This window comes from Streptomyces sp. A1277 (genome assembly GCF_004795015.1).
Classification (GTDB): Bacteria; Actinomycetota; Actinomycetes; order Streptomycetales; family Streptomycetaceae; genus Streptomyces.
Map to the genome: position 1 here is coordinate 157,224 of NZ_SSBI01000005.1, position 13,525 is coordinate 170,748.

General features: G+C 72.9%; 17 protein-coding genes. 11 read left to right on the forward strand and 6 right to left on the reverse strand.

Features of this window, described 5'->3' with window-relative positions; genetic code table 11:
* Window positions 1-55 precede the first annotated feature (55 nt).
* The 8 genes from E6R18_RS05530 to E6R18_RS05565 all read left to right on the forward strand — a co-directional run bounded on the left by E6R18_RS05530 (window position 56) and on the right by E6R18_RS05565 (window position 7,024).
* Complete coding sequence (locus E6R18_RS05530; protein WP_136315699.1) at window positions 56-1,072, forward strand: aldo/keto reductase; 1,017 nt, start codon at window positions 56-58, stop codon at window positions 1,070-1,072.
* A gap of 1 nt (window position 1,073) precedes the next feature.
* Window positions 1,074-1,385, forward strand: a complete 312-nt coding sequence (locus tag E6R18_RS05535; RefSeq protein WP_136315700.1) for an L-rhamnose mutarotase — start codon at window positions 1,074-1,076, stop codon at window positions 1,383-1,385.
* 1 nt (window position 1,386) lies between these two features.
* Window positions 1,387-2,244 (forward strand): amidohydrolase family protein, encoded by an 858-nt coding sequence (locus E6R18_RS05540; protein ID WP_136315701.1) that lies wholly within the window; start codon window positions 1,387-1,389, stop codon window positions 2,242-2,244.
* 33 nt (window positions 2,245-2,277) lie between these two features.
* Complete coding sequence (locus E6R18_RS05545) at window positions 2,278-3,138, forward strand: DNA-formamidopyrimidine glycosylase family protein (protein ID WP_136315702.1); 861 nt, start codon at window positions 2,278-2,280, stop codon at window positions 3,136-3,138.
* 41 nt (window positions 3,139-3,179) lie between these two features.
* On the forward strand, window positions 3,180-3,932 hold the full coding sequence (locus tag E6R18_RS05550; protein WP_136315703.1) for a LytTR family DNA-binding domain-containing protein: 753 nt from the start codon (window positions 3,180-3,182) through the stop codon (window positions 3,930-3,932).
* A gap of 64 nt (window positions 3,933-3,996) precedes the next feature.
* Window positions 3,997-4,359, forward strand: a complete 363-nt coding sequence (locus E6R18_RS05555; protein WP_136315704.1) for a hypothetical protein — start codon at window positions 3,997-3,999, stop codon at window positions 4,357-4,359.
* A complete protein-coding gene (locus tag E6R18_RS05560) occupies window positions 4,356-5,837 on the forward strand; it encodes a cation acetate symporter (protein WP_136315705.1) in 1,482 nt (493 codons plus the stop codon). Before E6R18_RS05555 ends, E6R18_RS05560 begins: the two co-directional genes overlap by 4 nt.
* The gene (locus tag E6R18_RS05565; protein ID WP_136315706.1) at window positions 5,834-7,024 is read left to right on the forward strand and encodes a histidine kinase; all 1,191 of its coding nucleotides are present in this window, start codon (window positions 5,834-5,836) and stop codon (window positions 7,022-7,024) included. The genes E6R18_RS05560 and E6R18_RS05565 overlap by 4 nt, the downstream gene beginning before the upstream one ends.
* Window positions 7,025-7,037: 13 nt before the next feature.
* On the opposite strand, the gene E6R18_RS05570 is transcribed toward E6R18_RS05565, so the two are convergent.
* Entirely contained in the window at window positions 7,038-7,541 is a 504-nt protein-coding gene (locus E6R18_RS05570) for a hypothetical protein (RefSeq protein WP_136315707.1), read from the reverse strand.
* 163 nt (window positions 7,542-7,704) lie between these two features.
* Here E6R18_RS05570 and E6R18_RS05575 point away from each other — a divergent pair, with 163 nt between their 5' ends.
* On the forward strand, window positions 7,705-7,902 hold the full coding sequence (locus tag E6R18_RS05575; RefSeq protein WP_136315708.1) for a zf-HC2 domain-containing protein: 198 nt from the start codon (window positions 7,705-7,707) through the stop codon (window positions 7,900-7,902).
* Here E6R18_RS05575 and E6R18_RS05580 read toward each other — a convergent pair.
* Window positions 7,836-8,405, reverse strand: coding sequence for a sigma-70 family RNA polymerase sigma factor (locus tag E6R18_RS05580; protein WP_136315709.1), 570 nt, complete (start codon window positions 8,403-8,405; stop codon window positions 7,836-7,838). The genes E6R18_RS05575 and E6R18_RS05580 overlap by 67 nt on opposite strands.
* A 163-nt stretch (window positions 8,406-8,568) precedes the next feature.
* On the reverse strand, window positions 8,569-9,030 hold the full coding sequence (locus tag E6R18_RS05585; protein WP_206308221.1) for a universal stress protein: 462 nt from the start codon (window positions 9,028-9,030) through the stop codon (window positions 8,569-8,571).
* Between the two features lie 163 nt (window positions 9,031-9,193).
* On the opposite strand from E6R18_RS05585, the gene E6R18_RS05590 reads away from it, so the two are divergent.
* The gene (locus E6R18_RS05590; protein ID WP_136315710.1) at window positions 9,194-10,036 is read left to right on the forward strand and encodes a polysaccharide deacetylase family protein; all 843 of its coding nucleotides are present in this window, start codon (window positions 9,194-9,196) and stop codon (window positions 10,034-10,036) included.
* Between the two features lie 9 nt (window positions 10,037-10,045).
* On the opposite strand, the gene E6R18_RS05595 is transcribed toward E6R18_RS05590, so the two are convergent.
* Window positions 10,046-10,705 (reverse strand): class F sortase, encoded by a 660-nt coding sequence (locus E6R18_RS05595; RefSeq protein WP_136315711.1) that lies wholly within the window; start codon window positions 10,703-10,705, stop codon window positions 10,046-10,048.
* 313 nt (window positions 10,706-11,018) lie between these two features.
* Between E6R18_RS05595 and E6R18_RS05600 the strand changes: the two genes are divergently transcribed.
* Window positions 11,019-11,645: a hypothetical protein gene (locus E6R18_RS05600; protein ID WP_136315712.1), complete on the forward strand. Its 627-nt coding sequence runs from the start codon at window positions 11,019-11,021 to the stop codon at window positions 11,643-11,645.
* Between the two features lie 96 nt (window positions 11,646-11,741).
* Here the strand turns inward: E6R18_RS05600 and E6R18_RS05605 are convergent, their stop codons facing one another.
* A complete protein-coding gene (locus E6R18_RS05605; RefSeq protein WP_136315713.1) occupies window positions 11,742-12,296 on the reverse strand; it encodes a hypothetical protein in 555 nt (184 codons plus the stop codon).
* 172 nt (window positions 12,297-12,468) lie between these two features.
* A complete protein-coding gene (locus E6R18_RS05610; RefSeq protein WP_136315714.1) occupies window positions 12,469-13,236 on the reverse strand; it encodes a DUF4239 domain-containing protein in 768 nt (255 codons plus the stop codon).
* Window positions 13,237-13,525: the final 289 nt, after the last annotated feature.

The window sequence follows — 13,525 nt, forward strand, 5'->3', positions numbered from 1 at the left end:
TTTGGTGGTGCAAGGGGTGTTGACGCGCCCAAGTGATCCGATGAATATACGCAGTGTGGCAACGATCATCGAGCAGGGCGGCGGAGCAGTGCGGCGCAACAGACTGGGAAACAGCGCGGTCGAGATCACCGCACTCTCCTTCGGCGCGGCCGCCATCGGCAACCTCTACAGCGCGGTGGAGCCGGAGCGGGCCGCGGCGACCGTCGACGCCGCCTGGGACGCCGGCATCCGCTACTTCGACACCGCCCCGCACTACGGACTCGGTCTCTCCGAACGGCGTCTGGGCGAAGCGCTGCGGCGCCGCCCACGCGACGCCTACACGCTCTCCACCAAGGTCGGCCGGGTGCTCGACCCGCTGCCCGCCGGTGAGGCCGCCGCCTCCGAAGGGCTCAGCGAGGGCTTCGCCGTACGCGCCACGCACCGCCGCCGCTGGGACTTCAGCGCCGCCGGGGTCCGCCGCAGCATCGAGGACAGCCTGGACCGCCTCGGCCTCGACCGCATCGACATCGCCTACCTCCACGACCCCGACCACCACGCGGAAGCCGCCTTCCGCGAGGGCTACCCGGAACTGGAGCGGCTGCGCGCGGAAGGGGTCGTCGGGGCGATCGGCGCCGGCATGAACCAGACCGCGATGCTCACCCGCTTCGTCCTGGACACCGACGTCGACGTGGTCCTCTGCGCGGGCCGCCACACCCTCCTCGACCAGTCGGCGCTCACCGACCTGCTGCCGGCCGCCGCCGCACGCGGCCGCAGCGTCGTCGTCGGCGGGGTCTTCAACTCCGGCCTCCTGGCCGACCCGCGCCCCGGCGCGACCTACGACTACGCCACCGCCCCGCTGAACCTGCTCGACCGCGCCCTGCACCTGAAGGGCGTCACCGAGGCCCACGGCGTGCCGCTGCGCGCCGCCGCCCTGCACTACCCGCTCACCCACCCGGCCGTCGCCGGTGTCCTCGTCGGCACCCGCTCCCCGGACGAGGTGCGCGACGCCGCCGCACAGCTGAACCGGGAGATCCCCGACGCCCTCTGGGACGACCTGCGCGACCAGGGCCTGCTGGCCGGGAACGGACACTGACGTGCGCATAGCCCTGCACACCAAGGTCCGCGCCGACCGCGTCGCCGCGTACGAGGCCGCGCACCGCGAGGTCCCGCCCGAGCTGACCCGCGCGATCCGGGCCGCGGGCGCCGGCTCCTGGACGATCTGGCGCAGCGGCACCGACCTGTTCCACCTCATCGAGTGTGACGACTACGCCCGCCTCCTGGCCGAACTGGAGCACCTGCCCGTCAACGTCGCCTGGCAGGCCCGGATGGACGGGCTCCTGGACGTCGCGCACGACTACTCGACCGAGGGCGCCGAAGCCGGGCTCCCCGTCGTCTGGGAGCTGTGAGATGACCGCCCGGCCGCGCGTCGTCGACGCCCACCACCACGTCTGGGACCTCTCGGTACGCGACCAGGACTGGATCACCGGCGAGGAGCTGGCGCCCCTGCGCCGCGACTTCACCCTCGCCGACCTGGAGCCCGAGGCCCGGGCGACCGGAGTGACCGCGACGGTGCTGGTCCAGACCGTCACGGTGGCCGAGGAGACCCCCGAGTTCCTGGCGCTCGCCGACGGCAGCGAGCTGGTCGCCGGTGTCGTCGGCTGGAGCGACCTCACCGCCCCGGACATCGCCGACACCCTGGCCGCCCTGCGCGAACTCCCCGGCGGCGACCGGCTCGTCGGCCTGCGCCACCAGGTCCAGGGCGAACCCGACCCCGACTGGCTGCTGCGGCCCGCCGTGCTGCGCGGCCTGACCGCCGTGGCCGATGCCGGGCTCGTCTACGACCTGGTGGTCCTCCCGCACCAGCTGCCCGCCGCCACCCGGGCCGCCGCCCTGCTGCCCGGACTCGTCCTCGTCCTCGACCACGCCGGCAAACCACCCATCGCCGCGCGCCGCACCCACCCCTGGGCCGACGGCCTCAGGGCGCTCGCCGCCCTCCCCAACACCGTCTGCAAGCTCTCCGGGCTCGTCACGGAAGCGGACCCGCGCACCTGGAGCGTGGCGGACCTGCGCCCGTACACCGAGACCGTCATCGACGCCTTCGGCCCCGACCGGCTCATGTTCGGCTCCGACTGGCCGGTGTGCCGGCTCGCGGCGACGTACACCGAGGTCCTGGAGACCGCCCGCACCCTGATCGGGGACCTGGGCGAGGAGGAGCGGGACGCCGTACTCGCCACCACCGCCGAACGCGTCTACGGCCTCCGGTAGGCGCCCCCGGCACGGCTGCGGCAGGCTGGAACCATGCCCGAACTGCCGGAAGTCGAAGCCCTGCGGCTCTTCCTCGACGACCACCTCGTCGGCAAGGAGATCGACCGCGTCCTCCCGCTCGCCATCAGCGTCCTGAAGACGTACGACCCGCCCCTCACCGCCCTGCACGGCGCAACGGTCACGGACGTGACGCGGCACGGCAAGTTCCTCGACATCGGCGTCGGACCGCTGCACCTGATCACCCACCTCGCCCGGGCCGGCTGGCTCCGCTGGAAGGACGGCTTCCCCGACGCCCCGCCCCGCCCCGGCAAGAGCCCGCTCGCCCTGCGCACCGTCCTCACCGGCGGCGACGGCTTCGACCTGACGGAGGCCGGCACCACCAAACGCCTCGCCGTCCACCTCGTGCGCGACCCGGCCGAGGTGCCCGGGATCGCCCGGCTCGGGCCCGACCCGCTCGTCCCCTCCTTCGACCGGGACGCGTTCGCCGCCCTGCTCGACGGGGAACGCCGCCAGATCAAGGGCGCCCTGCGCGACCAGTCGCTCATCGCGGGCATCGGCAACGCCTACAGCGACGAGATCCTGCACGCCGCGAAGATGTCGCCGTTCAAGCTGACAGCCAACCTCACCGACGAGGAGATCACCCGGCTGTACACGGCCCTGCGCACCACGCTGGAGGATGCCGTCGCCCGTTCCGGCGGGGTGGAGGCGGGGCGCCTCAAGGCCGAGAAGAAGAGCGCGATGCGCGTCCACGGGCGCACCGGCCAGTCCTGCCCGGTCTGCGGGGACACCATCCGCGAGGTCTCCTTCGCCGACTCCTCGCTCCAGTACTGCCCGACCTGCCAGACCGGCGGCAAACCACTCGCGGACCGCCGCCTGTCCAAACTGCTCAAGTAGCGGCGCCCCTACCTCAGGAGCAGGCCCTACACTCCGGCCTCATGCTCCGCGTACTCGCCGTCGACGACGAAGAACCCGCACTGGAGGAACTCCTCTACCTCCTGCGCGCCGACCCCCGCATCCGCAGCGCCGAAGGAGCCACCGGGGCCACCGAGGCGCTGCGCCGCATCGGCGGCGCCGTCGACGCGGGCCCCGACGACCCGTCCGCCATCGACGTCGTCTTCCTCGACATCCACATGGCGGGCCTGACCGGGCTCGACGTCGCCCAGCTGCTGGCCGGCTTCGCCGCACCCCCGCTCATCGTCTTCGTCACCGCCCACGAGGGCTTCGCCGTCCACGCCTTCGATCTCAAGGCCGTCGACTACGTCCTCAAACCGGTACGCCGCGAACGCCTCGCCGAGGCCGTGCGGCGCGTCGCCGAGCAGGTCGGGGACCGCTCCGCACCCGTACACGACACCGCCCACGACCAGATCCCCGTCGAACTGGGCGGCGTCATCCGCTTCATCCCCATCGACGACATCGCCTACGCCGAGGCCCAGGGCGACTACGCCCGGCTGCACACCGCCACCGGCAGCCACCTCGTGCGCGTCCCGCTCACCACCCTGGAGGAGCGCTGGCGCACCCGCGGATTCGTCCGCATCCACCGCCGCCACCTCGTGGCGCTCGGCAGGATCGACGAACTGCGCCTGGACGCCGGCAGCATGAGCGTGCGCGTCGGCACCGCCGAGCTCGCCGTCAGCCGCCGCCACACCCGCGCGCTGCGCGATCTGCTGATGCGCCGCACCGGCCGCTGACCAGCGCCTACCGGGCCCGAAACCCCTTCCCAGCAGGGCCGGGTGCCGCCTACACTCCGGCCCCATGTCCGCAGAGCCCACACCCCGGCGCGAAGTGGTGACGGGGGAGCCCCGGCGGGTGCGCCCACTGCCGCGCTACCGCACCCAGTCGGAGATCGACGAGCAGACCGCACTCGGCGGCGCGTACGTCCGCTCGCTGATGCGCGGGCAGCTGCGGGCCGGGCTCACCGCCTTCGCCGCCCTCGCCGCCGTCGTCGGCACCCTGCCCCTCGTCTTCGAGGCCCTGCACAGCTCCGCCGTCGTCTGGGCCGTCCTCGGCTTCGCCGCCTACCCGCCGCTCACGCTCCTCGCCTGGTGGTACGTGCGCCGCGCCGAGCGCAACGAGAGCGACTTCGCCCGGCTCGTGGAAGGCCGCCCCGCCCCGTGAGCCGCACGTACGCGGTGACGGCCGTCGCCGCCGTCGTCCTGGCCACCGTCCTCGTCGGCGGATTCGGACTGCGGATCTCCCGCACCACCTCCGACTTCTACGTGGCCTCGCGCACCGTGCGCCCCCGGCTGAACGCCGCCGCCATCAGCGGCGAATACCTCTCCGCCGCCTCCTTCCTCGGCATCGCCGGACTCGTCCTCGTCCACGGGCCCGACATGCTCTGGTACCCGGTCGGCTACACCGCCGGCTACCTGGTGCTGCTGGTCTTCGTCGCCGCGCCGCTGCGCCGCTCGGGGGCGTACACCCTGCCCGACTTCGCCGAAGGGCGCCTGGAGTCCCGGCAGGTGCGCCGACTCGTCAGCGTGCTCGTCGTCGGCGCCGGCTGGCTCTACCTCGTCCCCCAGCTCCAGGGCGCCGGACTCACCCTCAAGATCCTCACCGGGGCGCCCGGCTGGCTCGGCGACGTGCTGGTGGCCTCCGTGGTCGTCCTCGCCGTCGCCGCCGGCGGCATGCGCTCGATCACCTTCGTCCAGGTCTTCCAGTACTGGCTGAAACTGACCGCCCTCCTCGTCCCCGCGATCTTCCTGGTCCTGGCCTGGCAGGGCGAAGGACAGCCCCGCATCACCTTCGACGAACACCTCTCCGCCTTCCGCGCCGACCACCCGCTCTACGCGACCTACGGCCTCATCGTCGCCACCTTCCTCGGCACCATGGGCCTGCCGCACGTCGTCGTCCGCTTCTACACCAGCCCCAACGGCCGCGACGCCCGCCGCACCACCGTCGCCGTCCTCGCCCTGATCGGCGTCTTCTACCTCCTGCCACCCGTCTACGGCGCGCTCGGCCGGCTGTACGCCCCCGAGCTCATCCACGGCGGCGACGCGGACGCCGCCGTGCTGCTGCTGCCCGGGCGGGTCATCGGCGGGCTCGGCGGCGACCTGCTCGGCGCGCTCGTCGCGGGCGGCGCGTTCGCCGCGTTCCTGTCCACCGCGTCCGGACTGACCATGGCCGTCGCCGGAGTCATCACCCAGGACGTGCTGCCCTCGCGCGGGGTACGGCACTTCCGGCTGGCCACCGTCCTCGCCATCTCCGTACCCCTGGCCGGCTCGCTGCTGGTCAGCCGGGTCCCCGTCGCCGACTCCGTGGGCATGGCCTTCGCCGTCTCCGCGTCCTCCTTCTGCCCGCTGCTGGTCCTCGGCATCTGGTGGCGCCGGCTCACCCCGCCAGGGGCCGTCGCCGGCCTCCTGCTGGGCGGTGGCTCCGCGCTGCTGTCCGTCGCCATCACGGTCAGCGGCGCGGTACGCCCGCCCGGCTGGCCGCACGCCCTGCTCGCCTGGCCCGCCGTCTGGTCCGTACCCGTCGGCTTCCTCGCCATGATCCTGGTCTCGCTCGCCACCCCCGGCCGCATACCCCCCGGCACCAACGCCGCCATGACCCGCTTCCACCTGCCCGAAGCGCTCACCTCCGGGAGGCACCGGTGACCGGGGCCGGATACGCCGTCGTCGTCCTGCTCGCCCTGCTCCTGTTCGGCGGCGGCCTCCTGCTCGGCCGCCGCACCGCCCGGCCCGTGCGCCCCAGCGACGTGGGCACGCCCGTGGAGCACGCCACCTTCGAGACGCTGCACACCGCGTCCCTGGCCGCGCCCCCGCTGCGCGCCGGGCTCACCGAGGACAGCGCCCGCAGGTCCGCCCGCAGGCTGCGCTCCCTGCTCGGCACCGACGCCCTGTGCCTCACCGACCGCGACCGGGTCCTGGTCTGGGACGGCGAGGGCGACCACCACGGCCGGCACGTCATGGAACAGGTCGCCGGCGTCCTGGAGACCGGCCGCGACACCGCCTTCCGCAGCGACTGCGACGACCTGGACTGCCCGCTGCAATGGGCCGTCGCGGTGCCCCTCACCGTCGACCACCGGGTGCTCGGCACCCTCGTCGCCTACGCCCCGCGCGAGTCCGCGGTCCTGGCCCGGGCGGCCGGCGAGGTCGCCCGCTGGGTCTGCGTCCAGCTGGAACTCGCCGAACTCGACCGCTCACGCACCCAGCTCATCGAGGCCGAGATCAGGGCCCTGCGCGCGCAGATCTCCCCGCACTTCATCTTCAACTCCCTGGCCGCCATCGCCTCCTTCGTCCGCACCGACCCGGAAAAGGCCCGCGAACTGCTCCTGGAGTTCGCCGACTTCACCCGCTACTCGTTCCGCAGCCACGGCGACTTCACCACCCTCGCCGACGAACTGCACTCCATCGACCAGTACCTCGCCCTGGTCCGGGCCCGCTTCGGCGAACGGCTCTCCGTCACCCTCCAGGTCGCCCCCGAGGTACTGCCCGTGGCCCTGCCCTTCCTCTGCCTCCAGCCGCTCGTCGAGAACGCCGTCAAACACGGCCTCGAAGGCGCCGTCACCTCCAGCCGCATCACCATCAGCGCCCTGGACGCCGGCTCCGAGGCCGAGGTCGTCATCGAGGACGACGGCACCGGCATGGACCCCCGGCGGCTGCGCCACATCCTGCGCGGCGAGGGCGGCAGGTCCACCGGAATCGGCCTGCTCAACGTGGACGAACGGCTGCGCCAGGTGTACGGGGACGACTACGGCCTCGTCATCGAGACGGGCATCGGTGCCGGGATGCGGATCACCGTACGGCTGCCGAAGTACCGTGCCGGGGTGCACGGTTCCTGACGCGCCCGCCCCGTCAGTACAGGTGGATCGCCAGATGCCCCAGCGGCAGGCCCAGCTGCCATGCCGGGGTCCACACCTGGGCGGCCTCCTCGGCGCCCGGGTCCTCGCCGCCCTCCTGCTCCCAGGGCAGCGGGCCGATGGCCTCCAGATCGGCCGCCAGCAGCTCGGTCTCCTCCAGCCACCGCCAGGCCGCCCGGGCCAGCGCCAGATCGGCGTCCGTGCAGCCCTGCGCGGGGGCGCCCAGCCGATCGCACACCCATCGGCGCCACGGCGTCCCGTACGCGGTGAGCAGCCGCAGCTCGTCCACCCGCGTCGCCGGCAGCGCCTCGGCCACCGCACTGTCCAGGAGGAAGATCGTCAGGGCCAGCGCGTCGCGCCCCGCCCGGTACTCCAGCGTCGCCGGCTCCATCAGGTCACCGGTCCGCAGCAGCTCGTCGGCGAGGTACTCCGCGTACATCCAGGCCATCGGGACCGGCAGCTCGCCCCCGCCGGGCCCCTCATGACGTTCCGGGCGCATCCCGAATCGCCTCATTTCCTCTTCTCGGCACCGGGTGCGGGGACCGTGCGGCCGGCGGGCCCCCGGCCGGTTCCCCACGCAGCATTGAACCGGGGGAGCGCGCCCCGCGTGGCCAGAAGGACAGGATCCGCCGGACCCGATCCGTCACAGACATGAGGTTGCGATGACCGCCGACCCCGGGGAGGGACCTCACGTGCGGAAGTTGCTCGGCGCCTACGTCCTGGACGCGCTGCCCGCCGCCGAGTCCCGCGAGGTCGCCCGCCACCTGCGCTGCTGTGACCGTTGCACCGCCGACTACGCGGCGGTCGCGGAGGCGGCGGAGCTGCTGGCACTGCTGCGTGCGGAGGATCTGCTGGAGTAACCGGGCAGATTGCGGGAGAGCAGCCGCAGCGCGTAGTACGAGCGGGACTTGACCGTGCCCGCCGGTATCCCGAGCACCTGTGCGGTCTCGCCCACGCTCAGCCCGCGGAAGTAGATCTGCACCAGAACCGACCGGTGCTCCGGGCTCAGGGCTCGTACGGCTTCGCGTACGTCGAGCGCGGCGGCCGCGGACTCGGCGGTGTCGGTCGCGGCCGGGGCGCACTCCAGGACCACGTCGCCGACCTCGGCGGGGCGGGCCAGCCGCGAGCGGCGGGCGTCGATCGCCAGCCGGCGCCCGACGGTGAACAGCCAGGGCCGCATCGACTCGTACGGACCGTCGAACGCCTCCGGGTGCTGCCAGGCCCGCACCAGCGTCTCCTGGAGCAGGTCCTCGGCCCGCTGCCGGTCGCCGAACGTCAGACCGAGCAGGAAGTGGAACAGGGCGGGTCCGTGTTCCCGCTGGAGCTCCGCGAGGGCCCGCTCATCGGTCGTCGTCGTGGTCATGGTGAACGCCCTTTCCCGCCAAGGCCCTGCCGCCTCGCTGCTGACTGGCGTATACGAGCGCATTCAGGCCACGAGGGACAGGACAAACGCCGCCCCGTGCGACGAGCGGTCGCACCGAGCGGCGAATGGTGCGGTGAGCGGTCGGACGGCTCCCGGAAGGGGGCTACGGAACCACGGTGACCGGCCAGCGGCCCGCCTTCACCAGACGGACGGCCACCGAGCCGATGAAGCGGTGCCCCGCCGACTCCGATGCGCCCACCACGACGGCGTCCGCCTTGAGCTCGTCGGCGGCCGTCACCAGACCGTTGTACGGGTCACCGCGGAACGTGTGGAACTCCCAGCGCACGTCCCATATGTCCTTCAGCCGCTCCGTCGCCGCCCGGATCTCGCTCACCAGGCCCTCGGCGACCTCCCCCGTCGCGTCCCCGATCGGAGCTCCGAGCGCGGCACCCGCGGGCAGCACGGGCTGGACGTACACCAGGGCCAGCTTGGCCCGCTGGCGACGGGCGAGCCCGGCGGCATAGGCCGCCGCACGCATCGACGAGTCGGAACCATCGAGGCCCGAGACGATCACCTTCGGTCCGTCTGTGCCACGTTCGAACTGGTGGGGCTGCTGATCTGTCACGACAGTGAGGCTATCGGCTCGCTCCGCCACCCCCGGCCCGGCCTCCCGAAGGCCGCGCTCCCGCCGCCACGTGCGCGGACGCACTCCCGCCATCCGGGTGCGAAACCCCCGGCAAGCGGTGTCGCAGAGGTCGGCGGCCGAGCGGACGTGCGAGCAGTGGGGCATGAAGAGTGATCACAGGCTGCCCCTGCGCAGAACGCTCCTGCGGCTGGCCGCCGGCCTGGGCGCCGCCACCGCCGTGCGCCTCGTCGCCGCGGACCCCGTCGGCTCCCCGCCGCGCCCCGAGCCGCGGGCCGCGGGGGCGGCGGGACCGCGGGCCACCCCCCTGCGGACCGGACCGCTCGCCTATAAACTGCGGCCCATGACGGGACACACGCCGCCCCGCTACCGCCCCGCGGCGCCGCCGGTGCGCACCCGGCCGTTCGAGAAGCTGACCGACATCGGCCACGCGATGGTGCTGACCTTCGACGACGGCCCCGATCCGCTCTACACCCCGCACATCCTGGACACGCTGCGCGAGCACGACGTCCGGGCGATGTTCTTCCTCTGCGGCGAGATGGCGAACGACAACCGGGACCTCGTCCGCCGGATCGCCGACGAGGGGCACACCGTGGGGAACCACTCGTGGACGCACCCCCTGGTCACCAGGCTCTCCCGGGCGGGCATCACCGACGAGCTGGGCCGCACCAGCGACGTGATCGAGAAGATCACCGGCGCCGCGCCGCTCTGGTACCGGGCGCCCTACGGCGCCTGGAACCGCGACTCCTTCGAGATCGGGGCCGCGATGGGCATGGAGCCGATGGCCTGGACCGTGGACACACTCGACTGGACCGTGCCCGGCACCGACAGCATCGTCCGCCGGGTCACGGAGGGAGCGGGCCCCGGGGTCGTGGTGCTCTCCCACGACGCGGGCGGCAACCGCTCGCAGAGCGTGGCGGCGCTGCGCCGGTATCTGCCGGAGCTGCTGGCCGACGGATACCGGCTCACGGTGCCGCGACGCCGCTGAGGGCGGGGCTCAGCGGGTTTCCACCAGGCGGGCGAAGACCACGACGTTGCCGTCGTAGCCGTTGGCCTTGGTGTATCCGCCGCCGCAGGTGATGACCCGCAGCTCCGCCTGTCCGGTGTCGCCGTAGACGCGGGCGCCGGGGAAGTCGTTCTTGGCGAAGACCTCGACCCCGTAGACCTCGAAGACCGCCACCCGGTCGTCGCTGCGGTCGATCTCGACACGGTCGCCCTTCTTCAGCGAGCCGAGGCTGTAGAAGACGGCGGGGCCCGCCTTGTTGTCGACATGGCCGACGACGACCGAGGTGCCGAGCTGCCCCGGCGCGATGCCGTTCTGGTACCAGCCCGCCAGGTTCGGGTCCTCCGGCGGCGGTGTCTCGATCCAGCCGTCCGGGTCGAGGTCCACGTCGATGACCGGCGCGTCCACCTGGATGGCCGGGATGGCGACGCGGGCGACGGGTGCGTAGGGCAGGGGCTTCACGGCCGGGCCCGCCACCGGGGAGGCCGGGGCGTTCTTCTGGTGGCCCACCGAGGCGGCGGCGACCGGCTGCGGCGGGCCGGGGGAGAGGTCGGCACCGTTGCGCATCAGCGCCATGCCGGTGAGCATCGCCAGGGCGAGCGCGCCCCAGGGCGAGTGCCTGATCCGTTCGGGGCGCCAGGTGTCCCGGCCCATGGTTCTCCCTTCGTCGCGACGAGCACGACGCTAGACGCGGTGCGGCCGGGCGGCGATCAGAGAAGGGCGAACGGGTGGCGGCGACACACTCGGATGCTTATCGGAGCAGCGCATGGATAAAAATCCTGACGGCCTGTGACCTGCGCATCCCTCAGTTCCGGGCGCGCGCGCCCGGCGTGTCGGATCACCGGTGTGGAGCAGTGCCGAAATGCGCGCGATCAAGGATCTGGTGAGGGTTCGTCATGGGAGGCGTTCTCGTCGATCCATCCCGGCGCACAGAGCCCCGGGGCGCTTCCCGGTGGAGGTTCGAACGATGCGTGCTACACGCGCTCTCGTTGTCGCCGCGACCGCCGTCGCCGCTCTCGGGCTCGGCGCCCCGATGGCGGCCGCCGGTGGAGACGTCGGGAACAACCAGAACAACGGCAACAACCAGAACAACGGCAACAACCAGAACGACTGGAACGACCAGGACGGCTGGAACAACGGCAACGGCAACGGCAACGGCAACGGCAACGGCAACGGCAACAACAACGGGCGCAACAACGGCCCGAACAACGTGACCGTCAACCCCGAGCGCGTGCACCAGGGCGCGGCCATGCAGGTCAGCGCCGAGGGATGCGGCCGCGGCGGCAGCGTCTCGTCCAACGCGTTCCGCACCACGCGGCTCTCGGCCGGCCGGGTCGGCCACGCCCGGGTCCGCATCCTCAACGACGCGACGCCCGGCTCGTACAGCCTGACCGTGCGGTGCGACGGCACCGACCGGACGGCCGGCCACCGCTTCACCGTGCTCGACAGCCGGGGCGCGCAGGGCGGCCTCGGCGGCTCGGTGGCCGCGACCCCGGCCGAGATGGGGGTCGGTGCGGGCCTGGTCGCCTCGGCGGCTCTCGGCGGAGGCATGTACCTCATGCGCCGCCGCAGGACGGGCCATGGGGCGGCCTGACCGCGAGGACGCTCCCACCGGACCGATAACCGAAGTCGCCCCGAGTCCTGTGACAGGACCGGGGCGACTCTCGTTCCGCACACCTCTTCGCACCGGTCAGTGCGAGCGGCTCTCCCTGCGGCGCCGCACGAAGAACACGACACCGGCACCGGCGGCCACGGCCAGCGCGGTGCCGGCCACGATCTCACCGGAGTTCACGCTGTCGATGCTGCCGCCGAGGCCGCCCTGCACACCGGCCGGGGAGGCCGAGGGCGCCGCGGTGCGGGTCGAGCTCGTGGTGGGCGTGCCCGTGGCCGCGCCGACCGTGAGATTCACCTTGGCCGTGGAGCTGGGCGAGGTGTTGCAGATGAACGTCACCTCGTAGGCGGCGCCGGGCTTGGCGTCCCAGTCGACCGTGGCCGGGGCGCTGCCGTTCATCGGGATGGTGACGGTGTCGAAGACCCCGGAGGACGCCGTGGCCGTGGTCGAGCAGCCCCTGGCCGCCAGGGTGACCTTGCCGCCCGGCGCGACCACCGACGGCGTGACGGTGTATCCGCTCCCGCCGCCCGACGGACCGCCCGCCGTCGCGGCGTACGCGCTGACGGCCGGGGCGGTCAGGGCGAGCGCCGCGGCACCGAGCAGAGCGACGGGGGCGACACGTATTGCGCGCATGGTGAATCCTCCGGGTCCCCGAGGAGCAGCTGCGGAACGGATTTCCACAAAGTGTCAGTAATGCACCTCGAATGCGGCCCACGCTAGAAGTGGTGCATTTCGCCCGCGATCGGGGTCCGGCGAACGGGGCACCGCTGTCCCCCGTGCGGCGCACCCGCCCGGGGGAGGTTCGCTACCCGCCCGCGGCCCCGGGGAACAGGTCGAGGAAGGGTGCGGCGGTGGCCGAGAAGCCCCGCCCGAATGGTGAGTCGAAGTCCCAGATCAGGAAGAGCAGGAAGGCGATCAGCACGCTGAAGAGGCCCGCCAGCAGCAGCTCGCGGAAGGTCCGGCGGATTTGCAGCGTGAAGATCAGCCCCACGGTCACCAGGGCCCCGATGATCAGCCCGAACCAGACGACACCCGGCATCGTCGCCCCGGCGCTCTGCCCCCGGGCGCTGCGGGCGTCGTCGGCGGCGGCCACCTGGTCGACCAGGGGCTGGTATGCCTCCCCCTCGTGGTCGGTCTTCGGCCGGTAGTCCGTCACGTCGGCGCGCACCCGGTTCAGCAGCTCGGCCCCGTGGCCGCTGAGCGTCCCCTGCTTGGTCATGGTCCGCCACTCGTCGTGCACCACATAGCTGACGTAGGCGTCGACGTCGGCCCGGATGCGGGTGCGCACCTCCTGCGGATAGACGGACGAACGCGCGCTGACCTCGTGCAGGGCCTGTGCCTCCTGGCGTACGTACTCCTGCGCGGCGCTGCGGCCCTCCCAGACGCCCGCGATGGCGAGGCCCAGCACGATCGCGTAGACCACGCCGATCATCATCGTCATGTACTCGATGACATCGGGGGTTTGGGACGGGTCGTCGTCAGCGGGGAGCCGGCGGTTGTTGAGGAGGGCGATGGTCAGGACGACGGCGGTGGCCGCGACCAGGGCGAGTGTGAGGACGAGCCATTCCGACATGAGCGTCTCCGGGAGTCATCGGGAACGGGGCCGCAGCACGGCGACGGCGAACACCGCGGGGGCCGTGATCATCAAGGTGAGCGTGACCAGGGAGGTGTGGCGCTCCGGTGCCTTCCGCACGGGGCGGCGGTAGGAGGGAAGCGCCACGGGCGCGGGGGACGAAGGCCGGACGGACGGTGAGGGCGACGGCGAGCGCGATGGCGAGGGCCGGGGCGCCGGGGCGGGCGGTGGAGGCGCGGGCGGTGAGGGCGGCGGCGGTGCGGGTTCGGGCTTCGGCTCGGGTGGCGGA

What these genes read in the sequence shown, in the direction of transcription:
- E6R18_RS05590 (WP_136315710.1), top strand. Translation starts at nt 9,194, where the DNA reads ATGAAGAGTGATCACAGGCTGCCCCTGCGCAGAACGCTCCTGCGGCTG.
- E6R18_RS05605 (WP_136315713.1), bottom strand. Translation starts at nt 12,296, where the DNA reads ATGCGCGCAATACGTGTCGCCCCCGTCGCTCTGCTCGGTGCCGCGGCG.
- E6R18_RS05595 (WP_136315711.1), bottom strand. Translation starts at nt 10,705, where the DNA reads ATGGGCCGGGACACCTGGCGCCCCGAACGGATCAGGCACTCGCCCTGG.
- E6R18_RS05545 (WP_136315702.1), top strand. Translation starts at nt 2,278, where the DNA reads ATGCCCGAACTGCCGGAAGTCGAAGCCCTGCGGCTCTTCCTCGACGAC.
- E6R18_RS05580 (WP_136315709.1), bottom strand. Translation starts at nt 8,405, where the DNA reads ATGACCACGACGACGACCGATGAGCGGGCCCTCGCGGAGCTCCAGCGG.
- E6R18_RS05555 (WP_136315704.1), top strand. Translation starts at nt 3,997, where the DNA reads ATGTCCGCAGAGCCCACACCCCGGCGCGAAGTGGTGACGGGGGAGCCC.
- E6R18_RS05610 (WP_136315714.1), bottom strand. Translation starts at nt 13,236, where the DNA reads ATGTCGGAATGGCTCGTCCTCACACTCGCCCTGGTCGCGGCCACCGCC.
- E6R18_RS05540 (WP_136315701.1), top strand. Translation starts at nt 1,387, where the DNA reads ATGACCGCCCGGCCGCGCGTCGTCGACGCCCACCACCACGTCTGGGAC.
- E6R18_RS05600 (WP_136315712.1), top strand. Translation starts at nt 11,019, where the DNA reads ATGCGTGCTACACGCGCTCTCGTTGTCGCCGCGACCGCCGTCGCCGCT.
- E6R18_RS05575 (WP_136315708.1), top strand. Translation starts at nt 7,705, where the DNA reads ATGACCGCCGACCCCGGGGAGGGACCTCACGTGCGGAAGTTGCTCGGC.
- E6R18_RS05570 (WP_136315707.1), bottom strand. Translation starts at nt 7,541, where the DNA reads ATGCGCCCGGAACGTCATGAGGGGCCCGGCGGGGGCGAGCTGCCGGTC.
- E6R18_RS05550 (WP_136315703.1), top strand. Translation starts at nt 3,180, where the DNA reads ATGCTCCGCGTACTCGCCGTCGACGACGAAGAACCCGCACTGGAGGAA.